Below are 13,293 nucleotides of genomic sequence, written 5' to 3' on the forward strand. Positions count from 1 at the left end.
GCGGGCCGGGCGCGGCGCTTGCACGACGCGTGCGGGGCGTGATGATGAAACACGGCCGTGAGCCATGATTGCGAAACGGTCGCAGCGTTTTCGGCGGGGTCATGGTAGACTGGCCCTCTGTGTTTCGCGAAAGCGGCACATGCGGATGTAGTTCATCGGTAGAATGAAAGCTTCCCAAGCTTTAGAGGCGGGTTCGACTCCCGTCATCCGCTCCATGTGTACTTCATTACATACCTCTGAATCGCCGAAACCAAAGCCCACCCTCGAGCGCACGCCGCGCGACATCCTCGTCGGTGGCGCACTGGCGCTTGCCGGCGGCGTGTTGTGGGGTGTCAACGCCACGGTCTCCAAGATTCTGATGGGTACCTACCACGCCGATCCCATGTGGATCGCGTGCGTGCGCGAGCTGCTGGCCGGCCTCATTTTCCTGATCTGCTCGGCCGCGTTCACGCCGAAGCAGCTTGTGGGCGCGCTCAAGGACCGCGGCTCCTACGTCAAGCTGCTGGTTTGTTCGGTCGTATGCGTGCTCATGGTGCAGGTCTCCTACCTCAAAGCCATCGATTGGACCAATTCCGGTACCGCCACGGTGCTGCAGACCCTGAACCTGCTGTTCGTGCTGGCGTTCGTCTGCATCACGGGACGCAGGCTTCCGGGCAAACGCGAAAGCATCGGGGTGGCGCTCGCCTTCGTGGGCACGGTGCTCATCGCCACGGGCGGTGATCTGACCCAGCTCAGCTTGCCGTTGCCGGGACTTCTCTGGGGACTGGTGGACGCCGTGTGCACCTCGGTGATGTCCATCGCGCCGATCGCGCTGATGGCCAAGTGGGGCAACTTCACCGTCAACGGCATCATGTTCGTCATTTCCGGCGTAATACTGCTGCCATTCGTGCGCCCGTGGGCCACCGCGCCGGCGCTGGACGGATGGGGCGTGGCGCTCATGGCGTTCACGGTGGTCGCCGGCACGTTCGCCGCGTTCTGGTTGTTCCTCGCCGGCACGCAGCGCTGCGGGGCGATGCGCGCCACGATGCTCGGCACCAGCGAACCGGTCACCGCCACCATTTCGGGGGTGCTGTTCGCCGGTGCCGTGTTCACGCCCACCGATCTGGTGGGCTTCGCGATGATCATCATCATGGTGTTTCTGGTGCGGTGAGGATGCGTTGGCTGCGGGTTTGCTGCTCGTCAGGGCTCCCCTCAGTCACTTCGTGACGGCTCCCCTCAGGAGGGGAGCCATGTGAGGCCATTGCGCAATAGGGTGTTCTCAGTCAAATGGTGACTACGGGGGCGCATGTGAGCCAATTGCACATGGACAGATGCCCTCGTCTTGTGCGCGGTGTGACCAATTGCACAGCCGCATCGCACCTGCGGTCCTCCCGGCGGGCAGGGCTCGAGGGATAATGAAGCCATGACGATCGCAACACCGGAACGTTATGCCGAAATGCTCGACGCCGCCCGTCGCGGCGGATATGCCTATCCTGCCATCAATGTGACCAGCTCCCAGACGCTCAACGCGGCGCTCAAGGGTTTCGCCGATGCCGAATCGGACGGCATCATCCAGATTTCCGTGGGCGGTTCCGCATATGTGTCCGGCCAGGGCGTGAACGACCGCGTCACCGGTTCGCTGGCGTTGGCCGCCTTCGCGCATGTGGTGGCCGCGAAGTACCCGAACATCACCGTGGCCCTGCACACCGACCACTGCGCCAAGCAGTATCTTGACGAGTGGGTGCGTCCGCTGCTCGCCTACGAGGCGGACGAAGTGGCGCACGGCAAGGAGCCGACGTTCCAGTCGCACATGTGGGACGGCTCCACCGTGCCGCTCAAGGAGAATCTGGACATCGCCGAGGAACTGCTCGACAAGTCCCAGGCGTCCCACACCGTGCTCGAGATCGAGATCGGCGCGGTCGGCGGTGAGGAGGACGGCCACTCCGCCGAGATCAACGAGAAGCTGTACTCCACTCCCGAGGATGGATTGGAAGTGGCCCGTCGTCTCGGCCTGGGGGAGCGCGGCCGCTACATGGCCGCCTTCACGTTCGGCAACGTGCATGGCTCCTACAAGCCCGGCGTGGTCAAGCTGCGCCCGGCACTGTTGGGCGAGATTCAGGCCCGCGTGGCCCAGGCCGTGGTCGACGGCGAACTGCCCAGCGCGGCCGGTAACGTGGCCTTCCCCAACGGCAAGCCGTTCGAGCTCGTGTTCCACGGCGGCTCGGGATCGCGCCCGGAGGAGATCGCCGAGGCCGTGAGCTATGGCGTGGTCAAGATGAACATCGACACCGACACCCAGTACGCCTTCACCCGTCCGATCGCCGACCATGTCTTCGAGAACTACGACAAGGTCTTGAAGATCGACGGCGAAGTGGGCGAGAAGAAGTTCTACGACCCGCGTTCCTGGGGTCGCAAGGCCGAGGCGGGTATGACGCAGCGTGTGATCGAGGCCTGCCAGCAGCTCGGCTCCGCCGGCAAGGCGCTCAAGTAGCGTCAGGAATTCGGGCGGAACGAGGATTGGGGACGAGCGAATATCGGGTGGAGCGTCATACGTGACATCATCACCCTTGGGGATTCCATCGATTCCCCTGGGAATCCCAACGATCCAAAAAGACGTGAGACCGCCCTTCCACGGGTAGAGGCCGTAAGGTAACCTTATCCCCGGCGGAAACGTACGAGCGGGGAGGCTAACATGCCGGGAATTGTTCTTATTGGCGCGCAGTGGGGCGATGAGGGTAAAGGCAAAGCGACCGATCTGATCGGCACCAAGGTCGATTACGTGGCCCGCTTCAACGGCGGCAACAACGCCGGCCATAGTGTGGTGGTGGGCAACGAGTCGTATGCGCTGCACCTGCTGCCCTCCGGCATCATCAACCCCCACCTGACCCCGGTGATCGGCAACGGCGTGGTGGTCGATCCCGAGGTGCTGTTCCAGGAGATCGACGGCCTTGAGGCCCGTGGCATCGACTGCTCCCATCTGCTGGTGAGCGAGGCCGCGCACATCATCGCCCCCTACCACCGCACGCTCGACAAGGTGACCGAGCGCTTCCTCGGCAAGCACAAGATTGGCACCACCGGCCGCGGCATCGGCCCGGCCTACGCCGACAAGATCAACCGCGTGGGCATCCGCGTGCATGACCTGTTCAACGCCCAGCATCTGCACGACAAGGTCGAGGCCAGCCTCCACCAGAAGAACCAGATGCTTGTCAAGCTGTACAACCGCCGTCCAATCGACGTGGACCAGACCACTGAGGAGCTCCTGAAGCTCGGCGAGCGTCTCAAGCCGTACGTGGCCAACACCGGCCTGATCCTCAACAAGGCGCTGGACGAGGGCAAGACCGTTCTGTTCGAGGGCGCCCAGGCCACCATGCTCGACGTGGACCACGGCACCTATCCGTTCGTCACCTCCTCCAACCCGACCGCCGGCGGCGCCTGCACCGGCACCGGCGTGGGCCCCACCAAGATCACCCGTGTGATCGGCGTCTCCAAGGCGTACGTGACCCGCGTGGGCGAGGGCCCGTTCCCCACCGAACTCTTCGACGACTCCGGCGAGTGGCTGCGGAAGCAGGGCCATGAGTACGGCGTGACCACCGGCCGTCCTCGCCGCTGCGGTTGGTTCGACGCGGTCGTCAACCGCTACGCCTCCCAGGTCAACGGCCTGACCGACATCGTGCTCACCAAGCTCGACGTGCTCACCGGTCTCAAGGAGATTCCGATCTGCGTGGCCTACGACGTGGACGGCGAGCGGTACGACGACATGCCGACCGATCAGGCCGCCTTCTCCATCGCCAAGCCGATCTACGAGACCATGCCCGGCTGGGATGAGGACATCTCCACCTGCCATTCCTTCGACGAGCTGCCCGCCACCTGCCAGGCGTATGTCAAGCGTCTGGAGGAGATCAGCAACTGCCGCATCTCCGCCATTGGCACCGGTCCCCAGCGCGACCACATCATCTCCATCCACTCGCTGATCGACTGATTCGTCGGCAGACGAATCGGACGGTGACTGGCTGATGAGCTGATTGCCTGATTCCGGCTGTCCGTGTGGGCCGAGCCCGTGCCTACTACGGCACGTTGCCCATGGATATTACCCACGGACGCCCGGAATCGCGCCGATGAGCGAGGCTGAGCATGACCGAACACGACGATTACCGGACACCCCGACCGGCATCGGGGCAGTGGGCCGCACCGGACCGGCGGCAAGGGCCCGAACCTGCGCCCAGCACGCAGGAGATCTCCGCGGCCCAAGTGCGCGCCGAATCCGTACCTACGCCGCAAGGAGCGGCTGCGGCTGCCAAACCGCCGCAGATTCCGCTCGCGCCCATCAAGCGCGTGCAGGCCCGGTTCAACCCGTTGGCCGACGGCATGATGTATCTCGTGGTGTTCCTCGGCGGCATGCTCGGCACGGCCATGCGGTACGCCCTGAGCTTCGCCCTGCCCGCCACCGCGGCTCCGGAGGGGTTCTGGAGTTCGTTCCATGTGCCCACCTTCACCGCCAACATGGTGGCGTGCTTCGTCTTCGCGTGTCTGGCCTCCTATCTGTCGCAGGCCGCGTGGATTCGCAAGCGCACCCGCCAGCTCACCTCGCGCGGCATCGGCATGGGCATGTGTGGAGGTTTCTCCACGCTGTCCGCGCTGGCCATCGAGGAGCTCGTCTCGTTGCAGGCCGACCGCATCGCCGCCGCGGTGACGTATCTGCTGATCAGTTTCGCCTGCGGATTGCTCGTGGCCTATCTCGGTGCCAGACTCGGCCTTCTGGCCGCCTCCCGTAAGACCGCCAAGGCCGCGGAGAACGCGCTGCTGCAACGGGCCAAAGGCGGGGAACGGCATGTGACCGCCGGTCAGACCGTCGTCATGGCGCCGGATGCCGCCGACGCCGACGCCGCCGGTGCCGGTGCCGGCGCGCCGCCCTCCTATGAGCCGGCGCCCATCACCGATGAGATTCCACTCACCGGCGACCCAACCACGGGGGAGGCCCGCTGATGACGTTCCTGCTCGTATGCCTGTGCGGCGGTCTCGGCGCGGTGGCCCGGTTCGTGCTCAACACGTCGATTCAGCGGTGGTGGAACCGGCTGTTCCCGCTCTCCACGTTCGTGATCAACGTGATCGCCACGTTCTGCGCCGGCGTGGCCGCGGCCGCATTCGCCCATCAGGTGGTGGCCGAATCCACGTACCTGCTGTTCGTCACCGGGTTCCTCGGCGGTTTCTCCACGTTCTCCACCGCAATCAACGAAATGGTCTCGCTGGGACGCAACAGGCATTTCGTCACTTTTGCCGTGTATCTCCTGCTCACCATCGTGGTGCCGGTGCTGTGCGTGGCCGCCGGCTGGATGGTCGGCTCGCTCGGGGATTAGCCGGGCATCGGCCGCGACCAACCGGGCGCCGGTTCGGCCGGCGATGTTATCCCCTCGTAACGAACCGGCGATCCGGTAACGCGAGGGAAACTTGGGCGCAACCGTGCGCGCCGATTGTTCTCCTAGGTTGAAAACCAATCCAGAGAGGACAGTTATATGACAGCCGTACACATTTCCATGCGGCGTCATCGACTGGGATTGTTACTGTTCACCGCAGTTTTCGCCCTATTGATGGCGCTGAGCATCGCCGCACCCGGCCGCGCGTCTGCGGCCGAAGCTGTGCCCACATGTAACCCGACCGCCACGAACGGATGCGTCAACGGCATCCTGCAGGATGCGGACAAGAAACCCATCGCCGACGTGACCCTGAAGCTTTCCGGCAAGGAGGAGGCCACCGTCACCACCGATGCGGAAGGCAAATGGGCGTTCTCGGTGACCGCCGACGGCGAATACACCGTCACCATGGACGAGTCTGTGGCCAAGGAACACGGTCTCAAGGCCTCCACCGCCACCGTCGACATCGAGAAGAACAGCTTCGACAAGGCCCGTCAGGTGGTCCGCTTCGACAAGCCGGCCACCGCATCCACCGGTTCTGCCGGCTCGGGCTCGACCGCCGACGGCAAATCCGGCTCGCAGTCCGGCGCGTCCGCGGACACCAACGGCTCTGCGGCGACCGCCAACATCGGCAAGCGCATCTGGCAGCAGCTGTTCTCCGGCATCATCTTCGGTCTCATGCTGGGCCTGATGAGCGTAGGCATGAACCTCGTCTACGGCACCACCGGCCTGAGCTCCTTCTCGCACGGCGAGCAGGTCTCCCTGGGCGGCCTGATGGCGTATGTGGGCACGCAGGTGCTGCACTGGCCACTCATCCCTTCCGCCATCTTCGCGGTGGTGATCGGCGCGCTCACCGGCCTGATCCAGAACGAACTTGTCTGGGCGCCATTGCGCCGCAAGCGCGTGGGCACCATGCAGCAGATGATCGTGACCATCGGCCTGTCCATGGCGTTGCAGTACGTCTTCCAGTTCTTCTTCGGCGGCGAGATCAAGGGCATCACCAAGTCCGTGCCGGCCAGCTTCGAGATTGGGCCGATCACCACGGATGCGCCCACGCTCATCTCGGCGGCAATCGCCATCCTCGTGATCGTCGGCGTATCCCTCTTCCTGTACCGGACCAGACTCGGACGTGCCACCCGCGCCGTCTCCGACAACGCGGCGCTCGCCTCCGCCTCGGGCATCAACGTCGAACAGGTGGTGCGCATCGTGTGGATTCTGTCCTGCGGCATGGCGGCGCTCTCCGGCGTACTGCTCGGCATCTACCTCAACGGCATCTCGTGGAACACCGGCGCCACCCTGCTGCTGCTCATGTTCGCGGCGGTCACTCTCGGCGGCCTCGGCACGGCGAACGGCGCCCTCGTCGGCTCCCTGATCATCGGCATCGTCGCGGATATGAGCTCGCTCGTCATCCCCAACGACATGCGCTACGCCAGTGCGCTGGCGATTCTCATCATCGTCCTGCTGATCCGTCCGCAGGGCCTCTTCGGCAAGCAGCAAAGGGTGGGCTGAGCCATGGATTTCCTTACCATCATCTCCAATACGCTGGGCGAACTCATCGCCCCGACCACGGCGGCGTACGTGCTGGCCGCCATCGGTCTGAACATCCACTTCGGCATGACCGGACTCATGAACATGGGCCAGGCCGGATTCATGCTGCTCGGCGCGTACGGGTTCGCCATCACCCAGTCCATGGGCGGCAACCTGTTCGCCTCGGTGTGCGCGGCCATCGCGCTCGCGGTGATCTACGCGCTGCTGCTGGGCATCCCGACCCTGAAGCTCGGCCCCGACTATCTGGCCATGGTCACGCTGGCCGCCGCCGAGATCATCCGCATCATCGGGCGTTCGACAGCCATGACCAAGATCACCGGCGGTTCGGCCGGCATCTCCCCGCAGGACTTCACCACGCAGTTCGAAGAGACCTCGCCGCTGCCGAACGGCGCCACCACCTTCCTGCTGTGGACGTACAACAACAACATCGCGAACTCATGGTGGCTGCGCATCGTGGCCTGGGTGCTCGTGGCGGTCGCCGCGCTGCTGTGCTGGCGCTGGTTCCACTCGCCGTGGGGCCGCGTGCTCAAGGGCATCCGCGAGGACGAGAACGCCATCCGTTCGCTGGGCAAGAACGTGACCAAGTACAAGATGCAGGCCCTGATTCTCGGCGGCATCTTCGGCGCGCTCGGCGGCATCATCTTCGTACTGCCGCGTTCCGTGCAGCCTGATTCGCTCGGTCGTGCGGTCACGTTCTACACATGGACCATCCTGCTGCTGGGCGGCGCGGCAACGATCTTCGGCCCGATTCTGGGGTCCTGCCTGCTGTGGGTGCTGCTTACCTTCGTCAAGGAGCTCATGCGCGGCACCATCCCGGACACGCTCATCTCCTCGAACCAGGTGGAGTCGCTCGGCTGGGTGATCGTGGGCGTGGCGCTCATGTGCCTGGTGATATTCAGACCGCAGGGCCTCTTGGGAGACCGAAAGGAGCTGGCGTTCAATGCCTGAGACAAAGCCATTCCAAGACATCACCAAGTGGGCCACCAAGGCCCCCGAAGGCGAGACGCTCATCTCCACCGCCTACCGCGACAAGGTCTCCTCGGACTTGAAGTTCGTGGAGAACACGCCCGGCGTCCACAAGCCCGACCCGATTCTCGTGGCCAGCAACGTCACCCGCAAATTCGGCGGCATGACCGCCGTGGACGTCAAGCACTTCGAGATCGAACGGCACGGCATCACCGCGCTCATCGGCCCGAACGGCGCCGGCAAGACCACGTTCTTCAACCTCATGACCGGCTTCGACACCCCGAACACCGGCGAGTGGCGGTTCGACGGGCACGATATGGCCCATGTGCAGCCCGAAAAGGTGGCCCGCATGGGCATGGTCCGCACCTTCCAGCTCACCAAGGTGATGAGCCGCCTGACCGTGCTCGACAACATGCTGCTCGGCGCGCCCGTGCAGCCCGGCGAAGGCATGTTCCGCTCGCTGATGCCCGCGCTGTGGAGACGTCAGGAGAAGGCCAACATCGAGAAGGCCGAGGCACTGCTCGAACGGTTCCTGCTCATCAAGAAGAAGGACGACTTCGCCGGCTCGCTGTCCGGTGGCCAGCGCAAGCTGCTCGAAATGGCCCGCGCGCTGATGAGCGACCCGCAGCTGGTCATGCTCGACGAGCCGATGGCCGGCGTGAACCCGGCGCTGAAGCAGTCGCTGCTCGACCACATCATGTCGTTGCGCGAGGAGGGCACCACCGTGCTGTTCGTCGAGCACGACATCAACATGGTCCGTCACATCGCCGACTGGGTCACCGTGATGGCCGAAGGCAAGATCGTGGCCGAAGGCCAGCCCAAGTCCGTGATGGAGGACCCCGCCGTGATCGACGCCTACCTTGGCGCCAACGCGAACATCGACCTCGGCGACGATTCCGTTCTCGATCTCAAGGAAAGCGAGGAGAACTGATGAGTGCGTATTCTGATGCCGTTGTCGCTGGCGGTGCCGTCACCACCGATGCCCGCCCGCGTTCCGAAATCCACGTCGGGGAGCCGGAAGGCGAGCCGCTGCTGGACGCCGTGGACCTTGTGGCCGGCTATCTGCCGGGCGTGAACATCCTCAACGGCGCGTCCCTGACCCTGCACGAGGGGGAGATCGTCGGCATCATCGGCCCGAACGGCGCCGGCAAGTCCACGCTGCTCAAATCCCTGTTCGGACTGGTCCACATCCATTCCGGCAAGCTCATCCTCAAAGGCAAGGACATCACCAACCTTCGCGCCGACAGGCTCGTCTCCATGGGCGTGGGCTTCGTGCCGCAGACCGAGAACGTGTTCCCCTCGCTGACCATCGCCGAAAACCTGCACATGGGCGCCTATCAGGCCCCGAAGAAGTTCAACGAGCGGTTCGACTACGTCTGCTCGATCTTCCCCAAACTCGGCGCCCGCAAGGATCAGCTCGCCGGCTCGCTCTCCGGCGGCGAACGCCAGATGGTGGCCATGGCCCGCGCCCTGATGATGAACCCGTCCGTGCTCCTGCTCGACGAGCCCTCCGCGGGCCTCTCCCCGATGCTCCAGGACGAGACCTTCATCCGCGTGCGCCAGGTCAACAAGGCCGGCGTCTCGGTGATCATCGTCGAGCAGAACGCCCGCCGCTGCCTGCAGATCTGCGACCGCGGCTACGTGCTCGATCAGGGCCGCAACGCCTATTCCGGCCGCGGGCGCGATTTGCTGGAGGACCCGAAGGTCATCAGCCTGTACTTGGGCAACCTGGAAGAGGAGGTCAAGGAAGAAGGCGTGGTTGGTGTCGGTTGACGCGTATACAGCCTTTCTTCAGCCTCGAAGTGCCTGTTGTGTTGCGCGCAACCGTCGCGGCGTAGATGCTCCCCTCGCCTAAGGACAGTCCACTGGACTGTCCTCTTCACGGCTCGGCGCTTTCCCTCGATGCGCCTCGAGGCCGCGCGCAAGCATGCCTGAGAATACCCCTAAAACCGCATGTTTCCAATAGTTTTCGGACTTCATCAGGCGGTTACATGGGAACAACGCAATCGAAGCAACCGGCGTTTAGTGTCAAGCCCAAGATTCGGGAACGATCTTCGATGGGCGACTGCATAGGCCTTTGGGCCTGCGGGTATGCCCCGAGGCATCCGTTTCCCGCATCGCAACCACTGCCCGTAAGGGTGTAAGAGAGGATAGGTGGCTTTATATGAATATCAAGAAGACGTCGATGGCGGTGACGGCCATGCTTGCGGCGGCCGTGATGGCGCTCGCGGGCTGCGGCTCCAGCTCGAACGCCGGCACTGATTCCGGTGCCACGGAGACCAAGAAGACCGACACCTTCGTGCTCGGTGGTCTGTGGCCCGAAACCGGCTCGCTGGCATACTTGGCCCCGCCCGAGCTTGCGGCCGAGAAGCTGGCCGTCTCCGACATCAATGAGGCTGGCGGCGTGCTCGGCAAGGACATCACCACCGTGGATGCCGACACCTCGGACGCCGACCACGCCGACCAGAACTCCTCCGCCACCCAGTCCGTGATGAGCAAAAACCCGTCCTTCGTGATCGGCCCGGCTTCCAGCTCCGTGGTGAAGAACGTCTATAAGACCATCACTACCGCCAATGTGCCGATGCTGTCCATGGGCGCCACCAGCTCCGACTTCTCCGGCCTGAGCCCGTACTTCTTCCGCACCGTGCCGCCGGACTCCGTGCAGGGCGCGGTGCTGGGCCAGGTGATCGCGCAGGACGGCGTCAAGAACCTCGCCGTCGCAGTGTTCAACGACGAGTACGGCACCGGCCTGCGTGACACCATCGTCAAGACCGCGGAATCCGCCGGCGTGAACGTGGTCTACGGCAAGGACGACGCCTTCGACCCGACCGAGACCAACTTCTCGTCGATCGCCACCGCCATCAAGGCCTCCAACCCGGACGCCATCGCCATCGTGGCCTTCGACCAGACCAAGGCGTTGGTCAAGGAACTCGCCTCTCAGGGCGTGGACACCCACAAGCTCTACTTCGTGGACGGCAACACCGCCGACTACTCCAAGGATCTGGACGCCGGTCTGCTTGAAGGCGCGAAGGGCACCATCCCCGGCGTGATGGCCTCCGACGACTTCCAGTCCAAGCTCGTCAAGGCCTACGGCAAGGACATCTCCACCTTCACCTACGGCGCCGAAACCTACGACGGCATCATCCTCGCGGCCCTCGCGGCGCAGAAGGGCGGTTCTGCCGACGGTGCGACCATCCAGAAGAACATGGCCGCGGTCTCCGGCGCGAACGGCGGCGAGGAGTGCAGCACCTACAAGGATTGCGTGGCCGCGCTGAAGTCCGGCAAGGACATCAAGTACAAGGGCCTGACCGGTATCGGACCGTTCAACAAGAACAACGACCCGAGCTCCGCGAACATCGGCGTGTACGTGTTCGACGGCAAGAACGTGCCGCAGTTCGATCACACCCAGGAAGGCAAGGTCCCCACTGACTGATGCGGTTGACTGATTTGGCTGGCTGATTCGGTCGGTCCGCCCGACTCCCGCTTCTCAAGGCTCCCGTGGCTTCGGCCCGGGAGCCTTTTCATCGGCGGATGCCGGCTTCCGTCCGGTTTCTGTCAGGAGCATGGTTCTTCTGACAGAAACCGGACGCAAATTCGCGTTTTTTCGTCCGGTTTCTTACAGAAGCGAAGGTGTTCTGACAGAAACCGGACGCTACGAGGCGGTTTTGCGTCCGTTGAGTGTCAGGAGAGCCTCGCTTCTGACGGAAACCGGACGGAAACCGAGTGTTGGAGGGCGATTTGCGGCACCATGCCCTGGACCTGGCTGTATGGGCTGCGCGTCCGCCGTCGCGTTCGCCGCCGGAGCGGTGCGAAATTCGCATCGCAAGGCCGACTGCACCACGTATTCCGCAGCGGCCTTAGACCATCGCAAACCCCAGTATTTCCAACAGTTTTCGGAGTCAATCAGGTGGTTACACAGCCACAATCTCACCGACTTTCTGCTCGCCTACAGTGGCAGTCAAGATTCGAGAAGGTAACGCTCGCATCTCACACCATTGCCCGCAAGGGCTAGAGAGGAAGTGGTGGTTTATGACCAGCAACAAGACAATCATGATGACGTGCACCGCCGCCGTGGCGGCTGCCGTGATGGTGCTCGCAGGCTGCGGCAGTTCCGGCGGCTCGTCCACCGGCTCCACGGACAGCAAGTCCGAATCCCAGGCGTTCTATGCCGCCGCGATGTTCCCGCAGACCGGCTCGCTCGCCTACCTCGGCCCGCCGGAGGAGGCCGGCTTCAAGCTGGCCATCGCGGACATCAACGAGGCCGGCGGCGTCAATGGAGCGGACGCCCAGTCGTCCATCGCCGATACGTCCGACGGCGACCATGCCGACCAGAACAGCGCCGCGGCCCAGTCCGCCCTGTCCAAGAATCCGTCCGTGGTGATTGGCCCGCCGTCCAGCTCGGTGGTGAAGAACAGTTACAAGCAGGTGACGTCCGCGGGCGTGCCGATGATTTCCCAGGGCGCCACTTCGACCGCGTTCTCCGGTCTGGACAAGAACTTCTTCCGCGTGATTCCGCCGGACACCGTGCAGGGCGCGGTGCTGGGCCAGGTGATCGCGCAGGACGGCGTCAAGAACCTCGCCATCGCGGTGTTCAACGACGAGTACGGCACCTCGCTGCGTGACGTGGTGGTCAAGACCGTCGAGAGTGCGGGCGTGAACGTGGTGTACGGCGAGAAGGACACCTTCGACCCGGCCGAGACCAACTTCTCGTCCATCGTGACCGCCATCAAGGCCTCCAACCCCGACGCCGTGCTGGTCATCGCGTTCGACCAGTCCAAGTCCATCTTCAAGGAGCTCGCTTCGCAGGGCGTGGACACCCACAAGCTGTACATGACCGACGGCAACACCGCCGACTACTCCAAGGATCTGGACGCCGGCCTGCTTGAGGGCTCCAAGGGCACCATCCCGGGCGCCCACCCGGGCGAGGACTTCCAGGCCCGTCTGAAGACGCAGGTCAAGGACCTCAAGGACTACACCTATGCGGCCGAGACCTACGACGCCGTGATTCTGTCGGCGCTGGCGGCGACCAAGGGCGGCGACAACAAGCCGGCCACCGTCTCCGCCAACCTGATGGCCGTCTCCGGCGCGAACGGCGGCGAGGAGTGCAGCACCTACAAGGACTGCGTGGCCGCGCTGAAGGCCGGCAAGGACATCAAGTACAAGGCCCAGTCCGGCATCGGCTCGTTCAACGACGACCATGACCCGGCGACCGCATCCATCGGCGTCTACAAGTTCGACGGCAGCAACAAGCCGAACTTCGACCACGCCCAGGAGGGTGCCGTGCCGACGAAGTAACGCTGGATTGGCGATTGGTGACACCCCAACACAACAATCGTCCGGCGTCGGAGCCGCCGGATGTTTCCCTCTACGAAAACCCCGCCTTCCTATTCGG

At 64.1% G+C, this 13,293-nt stretch carries 11 protein-coding genes and 1 tRNA gene; all 12 read left to right on the forward strand.

Features of this window, described 5'->3' with window-relative positions:
* The first annotated feature begins 141 nt into the window (after positions 1–141).
* Positions 142–215 (forward strand) — tRNA-Gly (locus BMYO_RS07805).
* Positions 215–1,150 (forward strand): DMT family transporter, encoded by a 936-nt coding sequence (locus tag BMYO_RS07810; RefSeq protein WP_094667928.1) that lies wholly within the window; start codon positions 215–217, stop codon positions 1,148–1,150. Before BMYO_RS07805 ends, BMYO_RS07810 begins: the two co-directional genes overlap by 1 nt.
* 252 nt (positions 1,151–1,402) lie before the next feature.
* A complete protein-coding gene (gene fbaA / locus BMYO_RS07815; RefSeq protein ID WP_094667929.1) occupies positions 1,403–2,470 on the forward strand; it encodes a class II fructose-bisphosphate aldolase in 1,068 nt (355 codons plus the stop codon).
* A gap of 201 nt (positions 2,471–2,671) precedes the next feature.
* Positions 2,672–3,958 carry an adenylosuccinate synthase gene (locus tag BMYO_RS07820; protein WP_094667930.1) on the forward strand — a complete coding sequence of 429 codons (1,287 nt, stop codon included), beginning with the start codon at positions 2,672–2,674 and terminating at the stop codon, positions 3,956–3,958.
* Positions 3,959–4,110: 152 nt separating this feature from the next.
* Positions 4,111–4,962, forward strand: a complete 852-nt coding sequence (locus tag BMYO_RS07825; RefSeq protein ID WP_094667931.1) for a fluoride efflux transporter FluC — start codon at positions 4,111–4,113, stop codon at positions 4,960–4,962.
* Positions 4,962–5,333, forward strand: coding sequence for a fluoride efflux transporter FluC (locus BMYO_RS07830; protein WP_169834096.1), 372 nt, complete (start codon positions 4,962–4,964; stop codon positions 5,331–5,333). The genes BMYO_RS07825 and BMYO_RS07830 overlap by 1 nt, the downstream gene beginning before the upstream one ends.
* A 156-nt stretch (positions 5,334–5,489) precedes the next feature.
* Positions 5,490–6,896 (forward strand): ABC transporter permease subunit, encoded by a 1,407-nt coding sequence (locus tag BMYO_RS07835; RefSeq protein ID WP_094667933.1) that lies wholly within the window; start codon positions 5,490–5,492, stop codon positions 6,894–6,896.
* A gap of 3 nt (positions 6,897–6,899) precedes the next feature.
* On the forward strand, positions 6,900–7,883 hold the full coding sequence (locus BMYO_RS07840) for a branched-chain amino acid ABC transporter permease (RefSeq protein ID WP_094667934.1): 984 nt from the start codon (positions 6,900–6,902) through the stop codon (positions 7,881–7,883).
* A complete protein-coding gene (locus BMYO_RS07845; RefSeq protein WP_094667935.1) occupies positions 7,876–8,832 on the forward strand; it encodes an ABC transporter ATP-binding protein in 957 nt (318 codons plus the stop codon). The genes BMYO_RS07840 and BMYO_RS07845 overlap by 8 nt, the downstream gene beginning before the upstream one ends.
* Positions 8,832–9,674, forward strand: a complete 843-nt coding sequence (locus BMYO_RS07850) for an ABC transporter ATP-binding protein (protein WP_094667936.1) — start codon at positions 8,832–8,834, stop codon at positions 9,672–9,674. The genes BMYO_RS07845 and BMYO_RS07850 overlap by 1 nt, the downstream gene beginning before the upstream one ends.
* A 391-nt stretch (positions 9,675–10,065) precedes the next feature.
* Positions 10,066–11,334, forward strand: coding sequence for an ABC transporter substrate-binding protein (locus BMYO_RS07855; protein ID WP_233428216.1), 1,269 nt, complete (start codon positions 10,066–10,068; stop codon positions 11,332–11,334).
* A gap of 596 nt (positions 11,335–11,930) precedes the next feature.
* Positions 11,931–13,196 carry an ABC transporter substrate-binding protein gene (locus BMYO_RS07860; protein ID WP_094667937.1) on the forward strand — a complete coding sequence of 422 codons (1,266 nt, stop codon included), beginning with the start codon at positions 11,931–11,933 and terminating at the stop codon, positions 13,194–13,196.
* Positions 13,197–13,293 lie beyond the last annotated feature (97 nt).

Origin of the sequence: Bifidobacterium myosotis (genome assembly GCF_002259745.1) — a bacterium.
Classification (GTDB): domain Bacteria; phylum Actinomycetota; class Actinomycetes; order Actinomycetales; family Bifidobacteriaceae; genus Bifidobacterium; species Bifidobacterium myosotis.

Bases quoted from the DNA above. Each gene is read 5' to 3' on its own strand.
- BMYO_RS07810 (WP_094667928.1), top strand. From the start codon at position 215: ATGTGTACTTCATTACATACCTCTGAATCGCCGAAACCAAAGCCCACC.
- fbaA (WP_094667929.1), top strand. From the start codon at position 1,403: ATGACGATCGCAACACCGGAACGTTATGCCGAAATGCTCGACGCCGCC.
- BMYO_RS07820 (WP_094667930.1), top strand. From the start codon at position 2,672: ATGCCGGGAATTGTTCTTATTGGCGCGCAGTGGGGCGATGAGGGTAAA.
- BMYO_RS07825 (WP_094667931.1), top strand. From the start codon at position 4,111: ATGACCGAACACGACGATTACCGGACACCCCGACCGGCATCGGGGCAG.
- BMYO_RS07830 (WP_169834096.1), top strand. From the start codon at position 4,962: ATGACGTTCCTGCTCGTATGCCTGTGCGGCGGTCTCGGCGCGGTGGCC.
- BMYO_RS07835 (WP_094667933.1), top strand. From the start codon at position 5,490: ATGACAGCCGTACACATTTCCATGCGGCGTCATCGACTGGGATTGTTA.
- BMYO_RS07840 (WP_094667934.1), top strand. From the start codon at position 6,900: ATGGATTTCCTTACCATCATCTCCAATACGCTGGGCGAACTCATCGCC.
- BMYO_RS07845 (WP_094667935.1), top strand. From the start codon at position 7,876: ATGCCTGAGACAAAGCCATTCCAAGACATCACCAAGTGGGCCACCAAG.
- BMYO_RS07850 (WP_094667936.1), top strand. From the start codon at position 8,832: ATGAGTGCGTATTCTGATGCCGTTGTCGCTGGCGGTGCCGTCACCACC.
- BMYO_RS07855 (WP_233428216.1), top strand. From the start codon at position 10,066: ATGAATATCAAGAAGACGTCGATGGCGGTGACGGCCATGCTTGCGGCG.
- BMYO_RS07860 (WP_094667937.1), top strand. From the start codon at position 11,931: ATGACCAGCAACAAGACAATCATGATGACGTGCACCGCCGCCGTGGCG.